This is a genomic window from Caulobacter sp. KR2-114 (genome assembly GCF_049446115.1).
Lineage (GTDB): Bacteria > Pseudomonadota > Alphaproteobacteria > Caulobacterales > Caulobacteraceae > Acaudatibacter.
On record NZ_JBMSEC010000009.1, the window covers coordinates 53576 to 66540 of the forward strand.

The 12965-nt window shown below is 69.7% G+C and carries 11 protein-coding genes; 7 read left to right on the forward strand and 4 right to left on the reverse strand.

What is annotated here, in order from left to right; all coding sequences use genetic code 11:
- Nucleotides 1-112: 112 nt before the first annotated feature.
- On the reverse strand, nt 113-1075 hold the full coding sequence (locus ACO2Q3_RS25065; RefSeq protein ID WP_423311711.1) for an alpha/beta fold hydrolase: 963 nt from the start codon (nt 1073-1075) through the stop codon (nt 113-115).
- A gap of 184 nt (nt 1076-1259) precedes the next feature.
- Between ACO2Q3_RS25065 and ACO2Q3_RS25070 the strand changes: the two genes are divergently transcribed.
- The 5 genes from ACO2Q3_RS25070 (at nt 1260) to ACO2Q3_RS25090 (ending at nt 6470) form a co-directional block, all read left to right on the forward strand.
- The gene (locus ACO2Q3_RS25070) at nt 1260-2663 is read left to right on the forward strand and encodes an aldehyde dehydrogenase family protein (RefSeq protein WP_423311713.1); all 1404 of its coding nucleotides are present in this window, start codon (nt 1260-1262) and stop codon (nt 2661-2663) included.
- A gap of 262 nt (nt 2664-2925) precedes the next feature.
- Nucleotides 2926-3126, forward strand: a complete 201-nt coding sequence (locus tag ACO2Q3_RS25075) for a hypothetical protein (protein ID WP_423311715.1) — start codon at nt 2926-2928, stop codon at nt 3124-3126.
- Between the two features lie 476 nt (nt 3127-3602).
- The gene (locus tag ACO2Q3_RS25080; protein WP_423311717.1) at nt 3603-4505 is read left to right on the forward strand and encodes an SDR family oxidoreductase; all 903 of its coding nucleotides are present in this window, start codon (nt 3603-3605) and stop codon (nt 4503-4505) included.
- 4 nt (nt 4506-4509) lie between these two features.
- The gene (locus ACO2Q3_RS25085; protein ID WP_423311719.1) at nt 4510-6048 is read left to right on the forward strand and encodes an acyl-CoA synthetase; all 1539 of its coding nucleotides are present in this window, start codon (nt 4510-4512) and stop codon (nt 6046-6048) included.
- A 77-nt stretch (nt 6049-6125) separates the two neighbouring features.
- On the forward strand, nt 6126-6470 hold the full coding sequence (locus ACO2Q3_RS25090; RefSeq protein WP_423311721.1) for a GIY-YIG nuclease family protein: 345 nt from the start codon (nt 6126-6128) through the stop codon (nt 6468-6470).
- A 9-nt stretch (nt 6471-6479) separates the two neighbouring features.
- On the opposite strand, the gene ACO2Q3_RS25095 is transcribed toward ACO2Q3_RS25090, so the two are convergent.
- Both ACO2Q3_RS25095 and ACO2Q3_RS25100 read right to left on the reverse strand, forming a co-directional pair.
- Complete coding sequence (locus ACO2Q3_RS25095; RefSeq protein WP_423311723.1) at nt 6480-7352, reverse strand: aminoglycoside phosphotransferase family protein; 873 nt, start codon at nt 7350-7352, stop codon at nt 6480-6482.
- A 7-nt stretch (nt 7353-7359) separates the two neighbouring features.
- Nucleotides 7360-8100 carry a glutathione S-transferase N-terminal domain-containing protein gene (locus tag ACO2Q3_RS25100; RefSeq protein WP_423311725.1) on the reverse strand — a complete coding sequence of 247 codons (741 nt, stop codon included), beginning with the start codon at nt 8098-8100 and terminating at the stop codon, nt 7360-7362.
- 152 nt (nt 8101-8252) lie between these two features.
- On the opposite strand from ACO2Q3_RS25100, the gene ACO2Q3_RS25105 reads away from it, so the two are divergent.
- Nucleotides 8253-8891, forward strand: a complete 639-nt coding sequence (locus ACO2Q3_RS25105) for a DsbA family protein (RefSeq protein WP_423311727.1) — start codon at nt 8253-8255, stop codon at nt 8889-8891.
- Nucleotides 8892-9062: 171 nt separating this feature from the next.
- Here ACO2Q3_RS25105 and ACO2Q3_RS25110 read toward each other — a convergent pair whose 3' ends face one another.
- Nucleotides 9063-11039, reverse strand: a complete 1977-nt coding sequence (locus tag ACO2Q3_RS25110; protein WP_423311729.1) for a CocE/NonD family hydrolase — start codon at nt 11037-11039, stop codon at nt 9063-9065.
- 303 nt (nt 11040-11342) lie between these two features.
- Here ACO2Q3_RS25110 and ACO2Q3_RS25115 point away from each other — a divergent pair, with 303 nt between their 5' ends.
- Nucleotides 11343-12809: a carotenoid oxygenase family protein gene (locus tag ACO2Q3_RS25115; RefSeq protein ID WP_423311731.1), complete on the forward strand. Its 1467-nt coding sequence runs from the start codon at nt 11343-11345 to the stop codon at nt 12807-12809.
- Nucleotides 12810-12965: the final 156 nt, after the last annotated feature.

Below are 12965 nucleotides of genomic sequence, written 5' to 3' on the forward strand. Positions count from 1 at the left end.
CACCTGACTGAAGCGTTCTGGACCACCGGTGTTCTCCGGCCGTCCGTCAGGCTTACCGCAGGTTGGGCGAACAAAAGGTTGAAGATCGCCTCTGGCGTGCGGACTTCTGTGGTCAAACCGACCTGAGCCAGGGGATAAGCCGGGCGTTGACCTCCGCCGGGCGCTCCTGCTGGGTCCAGTGGCCGCAGCCCGGCAGCACGTCCGCCCCACGAAGGTCGGTCATCTCGGCCTTCATCATCGCCACCAGGTCGCCGCGGCCGAGCATCGACAGCACCAGGTCGCGCTCGCCGCCGATGAACAGCGACGGCTGCTCGATCTTGCGACCCTTGAAGCCCTGCAGCCACGCGAAGTCGGCGTCGTGGTTGCGATAGCGGTTCAGCGGTCCGCGGAAGCCGGACGCCTCGAACTCGCCGACGAAATAGTCGAGATCCGCCGGCGTCAGCCAGGCCGGGAAGGGGTCGGGATCCGGCAGCCCCTTCAGCAGCGGGTCGCCGTGGGCCTTGTCGTTCGGCCAGTTCGAGGCTCCCTCGCCGGAGATGGCGTAGTAGAACCGTCGCAGGCTGTCGCGGACGTCCTTCTCCAGCTCGGCCTCGGCCACGCCCGGTTCCTGGAAATAGGCCTGGTAGAAGAACTTGCCCTGGCTGGTGAACACCGCCTCGAACACCTCGCGGAACGAGCGGGTCGGTATGCCGGTATAGGGCACCGACAGGCCGGCCACCGCCTTGATCCGATCGGGGCGGGTCAGGGCGGTGTTCCAGACGATCGGCGCGCCCCAGTCATGGCCCACCAGGATCGCCTTCTCGCCGGGGGCCAGGGCCTCGACCAGGGCGGCGACGTCGCCCGTGATGTGCTGCATGGAATAGGCGTCCACCGGATGCGGCTTGTCCGAGCCGCCGTAGCCGCGCACGTCGATGGCGCAGGCGGTGAAGCCGGCCTCGGCCACCGGGCCGATCTGGTGGCGCCAGGAGTACCAGCTCTCCGGAAAGCCGTGCACCATCACCACCAGCGGGCCGGAGCCTTCGATGGCGCAGCGCAGGGAGACCTCGCCGGCCTTCACCGTTCTGAATTCAGGCATGTCTTGTCTTCCTCGCTTGGCGCCCGCAGCGTCACCGGGTTCTTGTAAGCAATTGACCGGCGCGTAAGCCAAGCCCCGCTGCTCGCGGGCGGTATCCAAGCCGCGCCGTCAGCGATAAATGTATGTTATCAGCGTTCAGGAATTCGGCCGCGAACGGCGGCCACGCGCTTCGGAGGAACAGGCCATGGAAGACTTCAAGCTTTTGATCGGTGGCGCGCTGGAAGCCGGCGACTCCACGATGGACGTCATCAACCCGGCGACCGAGGCGGTGCTGGCCCAGGCGCCGCGCGCCTCCAAGGCGCAGCTGGACAAGGCCGTCGCCGCGGCCAAGGCGGCCTTCCCCGCCTGGAGCGCCACGCCGATCGAGGAGCGCAAGAAGGCGCTGCTGGCCATCGCCGACGCCATCCAGAACAACGCCGCCGAGCTGGCGCGCCTGCTGACCCAGGAACAGGGCAAGCCGATCGGCGACGCCACCGGCGAGGTCTACGGCGCGGCGGCCTTCTTCCGCTACTTCACGGCCCTCGACCTGCCGGTGAAGGTGATCGACGACAGCCCGAACCGCCGCGTCGAGCAGCGCCGCCGCCCGCTGGGCGTGATCGGCGCGATCGTGCCGTGGAACTTCCCGCTGATCCTGATGGCCTTCAAGGTGCCGGCCGCGCTGCTGGCCGGCAACACCATCGTGCTGAAGCCGGCGCCGACCACGCCGCTGTCGACGCTGCGCATCGGGGCCCTGATCAAGGACCTGCTGCCGCCGGGCGTGCTGAACATCATCGCCGACAACGGCGATCTGGGCGCGGCGCTGACCGCCCACCCGGACGTGCGCAAGATCTCGTTCACCGGCTCGACCGAGACCGGCAAGCGGGTGATGGCGGGCGCCGCCGAGGCGCTGAAGCGCATCACCCTCGAGCTGGGCGGCAACGACGCCGGCATCGTGCTGGCCGACAACGATCCCAAGGTGGTGGCGCCCAAGCTGTTCCAGAGCGCCTTCCAGAACTCCGGCCAGGTCTGCATCGCCATGAAGCGGACCTATGTGCACGAAAGCATCTATGACGCCGTGTGCGACGAGCTGGCGCGCCTGGCCAACGAGGCCGTGGTCGGTGACGGCCTGGAACAGGGCACCCAGTTCGGCCCGCTGCAGAACAAGATGCAGTACGACAAGGTGATGGGCCTGATCGAGGACTCCAGGGCGCACGGCAAGGTGATCGCCGGCGGCGTGCCGGTGGAAGGCAAGGGCTACTTCATCAAGCCGACCATCGTGCGCGACATCACCGACGGGACCCGCCTGGTCGACGAGGAACAGTTCGGCCCCGTGCTGCCGGTGATCAAGTTCGCCGACGACCTCGACGCCGTGGCGCGGGCCAACAACTCGCCCTACGGCCTCGGCGGCTCGATCTGGTCGTCGGACCTCGACAAGGCGCACGCCCTGGCCGAGCGGATGGACACCGGCACGGTGTGGATCAACAAGCACGCGGAACTGGCGCCCAACATCCCGTTCGGCGGCGCCAAGTTCTCGGGCCTGGGGACCGAGCTGGGCGAGGAAGGCCTGGCCGAATTCACCCAGCTGCACATCATCAACATGGCGCGCTGATCGCTTCGACACTGAGACACCCGACTTCCGGCGAGCGATCGTTCGCCGGAAGCGGGGTCCAGTTGCAAGATTTGTGAAATATTGTTGTCGGTATCGGGATCCCGAGATCGCCAAACCGGCGCGAACGTCGGGTATCCGACGCTGTTTTCACTGGCGTTTTCCTGTTCTCGCGCTCAAGGTCACGGCAGCGGAGGCTGTTCCGTGGTGGGCCAGAGGGTCAGAACTGTTCGGGCGCTGCGGCGCCGGGACGGGCCGGTGAACGATGAAGACCTTCACCTTCCTTTGCGTGCGCGCCGACGGCGGCATCCCGGCCATGGAGCTGTCGCTCTGGCCGGATGAAGACGCCGCCCGCCTTCGCGCCGACCAGCTGCTGGTCGAGCACACCAGCTGTAACGCCGTGGAGATCTGGGACGACGAGGCCCTGTATGCGCAGGTGAGCCGCAGCCAGGAGCTGCGCGCCTGAGGCCTTCCCCCGCTTGCTTGCGAGGACGTGTCCTGCCCCTTTTCGTCACCCCGGCCGGAGCGCAGCGCAGAGCCGGGGCCGGCGGTTCCGTGGCTTAGAAGCGCTCCAGCTTGGCGCTGCTTGGGCAGGGCGCTTTCACCATCCTCTAAGCGTCCGCGCGGCTGGCCCCGGGTCTACGCTGCGCTTCGCCCGGGGTGACGAGGCAAAGATGCCCCATCGTCGCCCGCTACGCTTAGCCGACACCTCCCCGTTCACGGGGAAAGGAGACCTTACGTAGCGACCTACCCCCGGGGCACGGTTGCAGGTGTCGCGGGCCTCGGCGTATCCCTTACGGCAACAAGAAATTCGCGCCGTCGAAGGACGCGGGACCTGTCAGTGTCGGGGAGGGATGTGGCCGCTTGCGGCCGCGCATCGCCGCCGTTCCGACCCGCCCGAATGTCTCCGTCGCCGGCGCAGCCATGAACGGAGGAAGAGCGATGGCGGGATTGTGCGAAGGCCGGGTGGCGATCGTCACCGGCGGCGGGCGGGGAATCGGGCGCGAGTACTGCCTGATGCTGGCGGCCGAGGGGGCCAAGGTGGTGGTCAACGACCTGGGCGGCGCGCGCGATGGCGAGGGCGCGGACCTGGGTCCCGCCGACGAAGTGGTCAACGAGATTCGGGCGATGGGCGGCGAGGCGGTGGCCAACGGCGCCGACGTCTCCAACTGGGACCAGGCCAAGGGGATGATCGACCAGGCGGTGTCGACCTTCGGCAAGCTGGACGTTCTGATCAACAACGCCGGCATCCTGCGCGACCGCATGCTGGTCAACATGACCGAGGCCGAATGGGACGCGGTGATCAAGGTGCACCTGAAGGGCACCTTCGCCCCGTCGCACCATGCGGCCAACTACTGGCGGGACCTCAACAAGGCCACCGGCGAGAGCGCCAACGCGCGGCTGATCAACACCTCCTCGGTGTCGGGCATCTACGGCAACATCGGCCAGACCAACTACGGCGCGGCCAAGATGGGCATCGCCGCCTTCACCATCATCGCCTCGCGCGAGCTGCGCCGCTACGGCGTGACCGTCAACGCCATCGCGCCGGGCGCGCTCACCCGGCTGACCGAGGATCTGGGCGGGCCGATCACCGAGGAAAGACGCGAGTCGGGCGATCCGAAGTGGGTGGCGCCGATCGCCGTGTGGCTGGCCAGCGAGCAGTCCGCCGACGTCAGCGGCCGGATGTTCGAGGCCAGCGGCAACGTCCTGGCCATCGCCGAGGGCTGGCACCGCGGCCCCACGGCCAAGCCGACCAAGGACCCGCACGAGATGGGCGCCCTGGTGGCCGACATGATGAGCAAGGCGCGCAAGAACGCCGGCATGAACGGCATGGACCTGGACTGACGCCATGTACCTCGCCGACCACGCCCGCCTGACCCCGGACAAGCCCGCCATGATCTCGGCGGACACCGGGGCCCAGGTCACCTACGCCGAGCTCGACGAGCGTTCCAACCGCTTGGCGCAGTACCTTCATGCCCAGGGCTTCCGGCGGGGCGACCACATCGCCGTGCTGATGGAGAACAACCTGCGCTTCATGGAGCCGGTGTGGACGGCGTTCCGCTCCGGCTTCTACCTTACCTCGGTGAACCGCTACCTGCCGCCCGACGAGGCCGCCTACATCATCGGCGACTGCGGGGCCAAGGCGCTGATCACCTCCTACGCCAAGCGCGAGACGGCGCAGGCGCTGCTCGAGCTGATCCCGGACTGCCCCGTGCGGCTCATGCTGGACGGGACGATCGACGGCTACGAATCCTATGAGGACGCCCTGGCCTCCGCCTCGCCTGAGCCGCTGGCACAGGAGTGGATGGGCGATTCCATGCTCTACAGCTCCGGCACCACCGGCCGGCCGAAGGGCATCCTGCGGCCGCTGCCGGACATGACCCCGGCCGAGGGTTTCGCCGCGCGCCAGCTGGTCAACCGCTACGGTCTGACGGCGGACAGCGTCTACCTGTCCCCCGCGCCGCTCTACCACGCCGCCCCGCTGGCCTATGTGCTGAGCGTGCAGTCGTTCGGCGGCACGGTGATCATGATGGAGCGCTTCGACGCCGAGCAGGCGCTGCGCCTGATCGACCAGTACAAGGTGACCCACAGCCAGTGGGTGCCGACCATGTTCGTGCGCATGCTGAAGCTGCCGGAGGAAGCGCGCGGGGTGCACGACCTCTCCAGCCATCAGGTCGCCATCCACGCCGCGGCGCCCTGCCCGGTGGAGGTCAAGCGGCAGATGATCGAGTGGTGGGGGCCGATCCTCTACGAATACTACGCCGGCACCGAAGGCTCCGGCTCGACCTTCATCACCAGCGAGGACTGGCTGCAGCATCCGGGCTCGGTGGGCCGCGCGGCGCTGGGCGTGCTGCACGTCTGCGACGACGACGGGAACGAGCTGCCGGTGGGGGAGGCGGGGCTGGTCTACTTCGAGCGCGAGACGGCGACCTTCGAGTACCACAACGACCCGGAGAAGACCCGGGCGGCCCGCCACCCGCAGCACCCGAACTGGAACGCCCTCGGCGACGTCGGCTACCTGGACGCCGACGGCTACCTGTACCTGACCGACCGCAAGGCGTTCATGATCATCTCCGGCGGGGTGAACATCTACCCGCAGGCGATCGAGGACGCCCTGATCACCCATCCCAAGGTGGGCGACGTGGCGGTGTTCGGCGTGCCGGACCAGGAGATGGGCGAGGCGGTCAAGGCGGTGATCGAGCCGGCGCCGGGCGTCGAGCCGACCGACGAGCTGGCGGCCGAACTGCTGCACTTCGCCCGCGAGACCCTGGCCCACTACATGGCCCCGCGCTCCATCGACTTCATCGCCGAGATGCCCCGGCTGCCCACCGGCAAGCTCTATAAGCGGCTGCTTAAGGACGCCTATTGGCAGGACCGGGCGATCTGAAGTTGCTGAAGCGGGCGCAAAGCCCAAAGCGCTGACGCCGCGGATTTGCTATGAAGCTCCCCAAGAGGAGCCGCACCATGGACAAGTCCCGCAAGCGCGAGATGCTGCAGGCCTATCGTGAGGAGAAGCGGCCGGCGGGGATCTTCGCCCTGCGCTGCGCGGCGACCGGCCAGGCGTGGGTCGGAACCTCGAAGAACATCGGCCAGCAGCAGAACAGCGTCTGGTTCACGCTGAAGCTCGGCTCGCACCCGAACAAGGCGCTGCAGGCGGTGTTCAAGGCCCAGGGCGCCGACGCCTTCGCCTATGAGGTGCTGGAGGAGGTCGACGGCTCGGAGATGTCCGCCCTCGGCCTGACCGACGCCCTGAAGGCCAAGCAGCACGAATGGCGTCAGGCGCTGAACGCCGACGCGGTGGTGGGCTGACGGCCCGAACTAGACGCCCTCGAGCCTGAGCGCCCGGATCGCCCAGGCCAGCGCCGGGCCAAGCTGCTCGCGCTGCACCCGCCGCACGAACGGGGCGTCGGGGATGTCGGGCAGGCCGGCCCGCGCGGCGAAGAAGCCGCTGGTCCAGGCGGCCACCTCCGGCGCGTCGGGCAGGATGGCCTCCGGCGGCGGCCCGCCCTCGAAGGCCAAGCTGGGCAGCCAGAAGCCGAGATCCAGCCGCGGGTTGGACAGGCAGGCCGCGGCCCAGTCGATCAGCCGCACGCCGTCAGCGTCCAGGCACAGGTTGTCGCTGCGCAGATCCAGGTGGCAGGGCGCGTTCCCGGCGGTCGGGCAGGCGGCCTCGGCCTCGATCAGGGCGGGCAGGGCGCGCGCCAGCCAGTCCGCCGAGACCAGGCCCAGTCCGAGGAAGGCGTCCGGATCCGCCGCCACCGCTCCCCAGCCCGGTCCGTTGTCCGCGTGCGCCTTCGAGAAAGGCGGCAGGTCGGCCGTGGCGGCGTGCAGCGCCTCGATCGCCGCCACCACCGCGGCGACGTCGCCATCCCGCCACGGCGGCGGCCAGTGCGCCGCGCCCAGGTCCTCGGTCACCAGCAGCGGCGCCGCCGGATCGTCACGCCAGCCGTGCGCACGCGGCATGAACGGGCCGGACAGCGCCGCGTAGGCTCGGATCTCCCCGCGCAGCATCCGCGCGGTCAGCGGCGTCGTCGCCAGCTTGACGAACGCGCGCCGCCCGCTATCCCCCGCCACGCGCCATCGCGCCGCCGGGGTGTAGCCGCCATGGGCCGGGCGCCACTCCGCAGGGCTCCAGCCGAGGATGTCAGCGACGCGGGCCCGGGTGTCCGCGCCGGGCCCTGCGGATGTCATCGCATCCTCAGGCCTCGATGCCGCCGGTGGCCGGGGCCGGGCGGGCGCGCTGGTTGAACAGCAGCTTCTGGCGGCGTTCGCGTTCCTCCGGCGACAGGGCGGCGAAGTCCTCCGTGGGGCCGGCGGTCACGGCCATGCCCTTCTGCACCGCCGGCCGTTCGTTCAGCTCGTCGAACCAGCGCTTGAAATACTTGAAATCGTTGATGTCGGAGCCCTGTCCGGCGATGTTCACGGTCCACGGGTAGCAGATCATGTCGGCGATCGAATAGGCGTCGCCGGCCAGGTAGCGGTGGTTGTACAGCTGGTTGTTCAGCACCCCGTACATGCGGTTCACCTCGTCGGTGAAGCGGCGCACGGCATAGGACTGGTCGCCCTGGGTGTCGCCCAGCCGGCGGAAGTGGCCGCATTCGCCGCTCTTGGGCCCCTGGTTGGCCATCTGCCAGATCAGCCACTGGTTCACCTCGTAGCGGCCGCGCACGTCCTGCGGATAGAATTTCCCAGCCTTTTCCGCAATGTACATCATGATCGCGCCGGACTCGAAGACGCTGATCGGGGCGCCGCCGTCGGCCGGCTCCTGGTCGACCAGGACCGGCATGCGGTTGTTCGGATTGATCTTCAGAAAGTCGGCGGTGAACTGGTCGCCCTTGCCGATGTTGGTCGGTACGATGCGGTAGGGCAGGCCGCATTCTTCCAGCAGAATGGTCACCTTCTTGCCGTTCGGCGTCGGCCAATAGTGCAGGTCCAGCATGTCGTCCTCCCTTGCGCGGTTGGCACAGACCCTAGTGCGGGCGGCGGGCGGCTCAATCGACAATTTCTCATAAGGACCCACCCCGCTCACAAGCCGGGGAGGGGGCGGGACGTCCCGGCGCGGCGGTGCTAGCCTCCTGGGCCATGGAAGAGATGCGCCCCCACCTCGTCTATTTCGCCGACCCGATGTGCTCCTGGTGCTGGGGCTTCGTGCCGGTGATGGCCCTGATCCGCCGGCGCTTCGGCGACGCGCTGCCGATCCGCCTGGTGATGGGCGGTCTCCGCCCCGGCACGGACCGGCCGATGACCGAGGCGGCCAAGGCCGACACCCGCCACCACTGGGAGCACGTGCAGCAGGCCTCCGGGCAGCCGTTCGACTGGAGCTTCTTCGAGCGCGAAGGCTTCGTCTACGACACCGACCCGGCCGCCCGCGCCGTGGTGCTGGCCCGGCGGCAGGACGCGACCCTGGCGCTGGCGCTGCTGGTGCGCATCCAGGGCGCCTTCTATGCCCAGAACCAGGACGTCACCGATCCGGCCGTGCTGGGACGGCTGGCCGGAGAACTCGGCTTCGACGCCGGCCAGTTCGAAACCCTGCTGGGCGACGAAAACCTGAAGATGGAGACCTGGGCCGACTACGGCGTCTCGCAGCGCGCCGGCGTCACCGGCTTTCCGACCCTGGTCGCCGGCCCCAGCGCCGAGGGGACCTACGGCCTCGTCACCCGCGGCTTCAACACCCCGGACCTGGTGCTGCCGGCCGTGGAGGCCTGGTTCGAAGGGGTGGGGGCGGCGTGATTGCCACCCTCCCCTTTATGGGGAGGGACAGCCGGCGAAGCCGCCAGGGTGGGGAACGCCTGCCGGGACAAAGAAATCATCGGGTTCGGCGGGAGCGTCGCATCTCCCCACCCTGATCGCTGCGCGATCTGTCCCTCCCCATAAAGGGGAGGGTGGAAGACACGGCGGCGCTCACAGCAAGTCCCGCGCGACCTCCGCCCGCGTCTCGCGCTCGAACACCAGCGCCCCGTCCTTCCAGGCCTTCACCGACTCCACGAGGTGAAACATCGCGTCCGTGGCGGTGAGGTCGTAGGCCGCCTCGACCGTCGCCTCGAACCCTGCCCCTTCGAAGCGCGTGCGCGCGGTCTGCGCCCAGTGGGCGCTGGCGGGGTCGCCCGGCGTGATCTCGCTGAGGCTGGTGCGCTGGCGGGTGACGGCGACGTCTGCGCCGCGGGGCCGGGTCGTGGTGGCGGGCGGGGCGTCGGCCAGGACGTAGCGGCCGTCGGCGCCCGGCGCCTGGGCGATCGAGCGCGCCTCGCCCGGTCCCCGCGGCAGGATCGGGATCGGGAAGGGGGCGGGCTCGGCCTCCGGCGGGCGGACCGGCAGGTCCAGGCGGCAGCCGGCCAGGTCGAGGATCAGGGTCGCCGGCTCCGGCGAGGGCCAGACCAGGGGCCAGAGGCTCTCGCTGATCGCCAGGCGGATGCGCTGGCCGCGGCTGAAGCGGTGGGCGACAAAGGCCATCGGCAGGTCGACGTCGAACACCTCGCCGGGGGTTAGCGGCGTGGGTTCGGCGTGCGAGGCCCGGTGGGCGAGGTTCCTGAGGCCATAGGCCACCAGCCAGGAGGCGCCGTCCGGGTCGACGGCGCACAGCCGCACGGCCGCCTGGGCGACGGGGCGGTCGGCGGACAGGCGCAAACGGACCGTCGGCGCGCCGAGGATCTCGAGGTCCTCCGCCAGGGGGCCGGTGTCGAACACCACCGAGCGGGCGTCGTCCGGGGCCTGGTCGGCCGGCAGGCGGTCCAGCCATTCCGGTTTGCTCAGGCCGACGACCCGCGCGCCGTCGACGGCGACCGCGCCGGCGTCCGGCGCCGCCGCCAGGCTCAGCCCGCCGCGGGCGAGGTGGAGGCGGCGGCCGGGGTGTTGCGAGGGCGGCCAGACGGGCTCGGCGATCCAGCGGCCCGTCGCGGGCGCCGGCGCGGCCTGGGCGGTGGTCTGGCCGGGCATGAACGCCCGCAGCATCGGCTCGTCCATGATCCCGGTGGCTTCGCCCATCAGCCAGTGTCGCCACCAGCGCACCTCTTCGTGCGCCCAGTCGAGGCCGACATTGCTGGCCCAGGGGTAGGTGTGCCCCCAGGGTCCGACCAGCCCCTTGCGCGGGACGGTCAGGCTGCGCAGCAGCCGGTCCACCGCGTTGACATAGGTGTCCGCCCAGCCGGCCACGACGTAGGTCGGGCAGGCGATGGCGCCCGGGTCGAGCCGCACCGAGCCGCGCCGCCAGTAGGCGTCGAAGCGTTGGTGCGACAGCCAGCGCTCCAGGATCGGCGGCGTCGCCGCCAGCCGCTGCCGCCAGGCGTCCTCCCAGCCGGCGCCGAACACCGCCGGGTTCGGCGGGGCGGCCATCACCGTCTTGAAGCCCACCCCCCACTGGAAATTGGCCCGCGCCAGGGCGCCGCCGAGGTAGTGGGCGTCGTCGGTGAAGCGGTCGTCGCAGGTCCCGAACGGCATGATCGCCTTCAGCGCCGGCGGCCGGCGCGCGGCCACCTGCAGGGTGTTGATGCCGCCCCACGAGAGGCCGCGCATGCCCACGGCGCCGTTGCCCCAGGGCTGCGCCGCCAGCCAGGCGATCAGCGCCTCCCCGTCGGCCAGTTCGGCCTCGGCATACTCGTCGGTCAGCACGCCCCCGGAGTCGCCGGAGCCGCGGACGTCGGCGCGCGCATAGGCGATCCCGCGGCTGGCCAGCGCCGCGCCCCAGGCGTCGTCGTGGCCGCGGTAGAGGTCGTGCTTGCGGTAGGGGATCATCTCCAGCACGGCCGGCGCCGGACGGGTCTGCGGCAGCCAGAGGCGGACCGACAGGCGCACGCCATCGGCCATGACGACCTGCACGTGGTCCAGGACCTCGAAGGGCTGGGCGTCCGGCAGGGTCCAGGGCGGCGTGCTGGCGAGTGACATGCTGTTCCCCCCGATCTTTGGACTGCACCCTAGTGGTCCTTCTCCCCTTGCGGGAGAAGGTGTCTTGCGCAGCAAGACGGATGAGGGGTCGACAAGCGCCTCCGGTTGGCGCGGCGCGGGTGTCGGCAGGCTAGGCACAAGGGGATCATCGACCCCTCATCCGACCCGCTGGCGCGGGCCACCTTCTCCCGCAAGGGGAGAAGGATGAGATCGCCATGCGCGTTTGCAGCCCTTGACCGCATCCTGCTGCGGCCTTCCACTCCGTCCAGGCGCCCCGTTCCAGAGGGCGCGGGAGGCACGTCCATGCTCGTCGAGCGCCTGGCCCCGATCGTCAGCTCGCTGCAGCCCAGCAACCACCCCTATCTCAACGGCGCCTGGACGCCGCTGATGGAGGAGGTCAACGCGACGGACCTCGAGGTGATCGAGGGGGCGATTCCGAAGGACCTGGACGGGGTCTACCTGCGCAACACCGAGAACCAGATCCACCAGCCGCTCGGCCGGTTCCATCCGTTCGACGGCGACGCCATGGTGCACCAGATCGACTTCCGGGAGGGCCGGGCGAACTATCGCAACCGCTTCGTGCGCACCCGCGGCTTCCAGGCGGAACAGGAGGCGGGCGGCTCGCTGTGGGGCGGACTGGCCGATCCGCCGGCGCTGGCCCTGCGCCCGGGCTTCGGTGCGCATGGGGCGCTGAAGGATGCATCGTCCACCGACATCGTCGTGCACGCGGGCAAGGCGCTGTCGACCTTCTACCAGTGTGGCGAGGGCTACCGAATGGACCCGGCGACGCTGGAAACGATCGGGGTCGAGGGCTGGGTCCCCATCGACGGCATCTCGGCCCACGCCAAGGTCGACGAGGCCACCGGCGAGCTGATGTTCTTCAACTACTCCAAGCACCCGCCGTACATGCACTATGGCGTCGTCGGACCGGACAACCGGCTGAAGACCTACATCCCGGTGCCGCTGCCTGGGCCGCGCCTGCCGCACGACATGGCGTTTTCCGAGCACTGGTCGATCCTCAACGACCTGCCGGTGTTCTGGGACGCCGAGCTGCTGAAGCGCAACATCCATGCGGTGCGCCTGCACGAGGGCCTGCCCTCGCGCTTCGCCCTGGTGCCGCGGCACGGGCGAACGGAGGACATCCGCTGGTTCGAGGCGGCGCCGACCTATGTGCTGCACTGGCTGAACGCCTATGAGGAGGGCGACGAGGTGCTCCTCGACGGCTATTTCCAGGAAGAGCCGATGCCGCGCCCGCGGCGCGACGCCCCGCCCGGCTTCGAGCACATGATGGCCTACCTGGACGAGCACAGCTTCCGCTCCAAGCTGCACCGCTGGCGCTTCAACCTGAGGGACGGGACCACCCGCGAGCAGCGGCTGGACGACCGGGTGCTGGAGTTCGGCATGTTCAATCAGGCCTACGCCGGGCGGAAGTACCGCTACGCCTATTCCACCACCACCAAACCCGGCTGGTTCCTGTTCAACGGCTTCGTCAAGCACGACCTCGAGACCGGAGAGAGCTGGTCGCTGACCCTGGACGAGGGGCGCTACGCCAGCGAGGCGCCGTTCGCGCCGCGGGTCGGCGCGGTGGCGGAGGATGACGGATATCTGGTGAGCTTTATCACCGACGAGACCGCCGGCCGCTCGGAGTGCCTGATCCTCGACGCCCGGCGCATCCAGGACGGCCCCGTGGCCCGCGTCGCCCTGCCGCACAAGATCTGCAGCGGCACGCATGCCTGCTGGGCGCCGCGCAGGCTGCTGTACCAGGCCTAGGTCCGCTGCCGGACTACGACGGCCACGGCTTGTGCCCGGATGCGGATCAGGCAAGCGAAGCCGTCGGTCCGGCATCGCCTGTTTGGCGCTCTTGCTCATGGATTTGCGCGCAAGCCAAGGAACCGCCCACCTGATCGTGTGTTGTCTTCCCACGAC

Excerpts from the sequence above, each read along its gene's own strand:
- ACO2Q3_RS25065 (WP_423311711.1), bottom strand. The coding sequence starts at position 1,075 with ATGCCTGAATTCAGAACGGTGAAGGCCGGCGAGGTCTCCCTGCGCTGC.
- ACO2Q3_RS25070 (WP_423311713.1), top strand. The coding sequence starts at position 1,260 with ATGGAAGACTTCAAGCTTTTGATCGGTGGCGCGCTGGAAGCCGGCGAC.
- ACO2Q3_RS25075 (WP_423311715.1), top strand. The coding sequence starts at position 2,926 with ATGAAGACCTTCACCTTCCTTTGCGTGCGCGCCGACGGCGGCATCCCG.
- ACO2Q3_RS25080 (WP_423311717.1), top strand. The coding sequence starts at position 3,603 with ATGGCGGGATTGTGCGAAGGCCGGGTGGCGATCGTCACCGGCGGCGGG.
- ACO2Q3_RS25085 (WP_423311719.1), top strand. The coding sequence starts at position 4,510 with ATGTACCTCGCCGACCACGCCCGCCTGACCCCGGACAAGCCCGCCATG.
- ACO2Q3_RS25090 (WP_423311721.1), top strand. The coding sequence starts at position 6,126 with ATGGACAAGTCCCGCAAGCGCGAGATGCTGCAGGCCTATCGTGAGGAG.
- ACO2Q3_RS25095 (WP_423311723.1), bottom strand. The coding sequence starts at position 7,352 with ATGACATCCGCAGGGCCCGGCGCGGACACCCGGGCCCGCGTCGCTGAC.
- ACO2Q3_RS25100 (WP_423311725.1), bottom strand. The coding sequence starts at position 8,100 with ATGCTGGACCTGCACTATTGGCCGACGCCGAACGGCAAGAAGGTGACC.
- ACO2Q3_RS25105 (WP_423311727.1), top strand. The coding sequence starts at position 8,253 with ATGCGCCCCCACCTCGTCTATTTCGCCGACCCGATGTGCTCCTGGTGC.
- ACO2Q3_RS25110 (WP_423311729.1), bottom strand. The coding sequence starts at position 11,039 with ATGTCACTCGCCAGCACGCCGCCCTGGACCCTGCCGGACGCCCAGCCC.
- ACO2Q3_RS25115 (WP_423311731.1), top strand. The coding sequence starts at position 11,343 with ATGCTCGTCGAGCGCCTGGCCCCGATCGTCAGCTCGCTGCAGCCCAGC.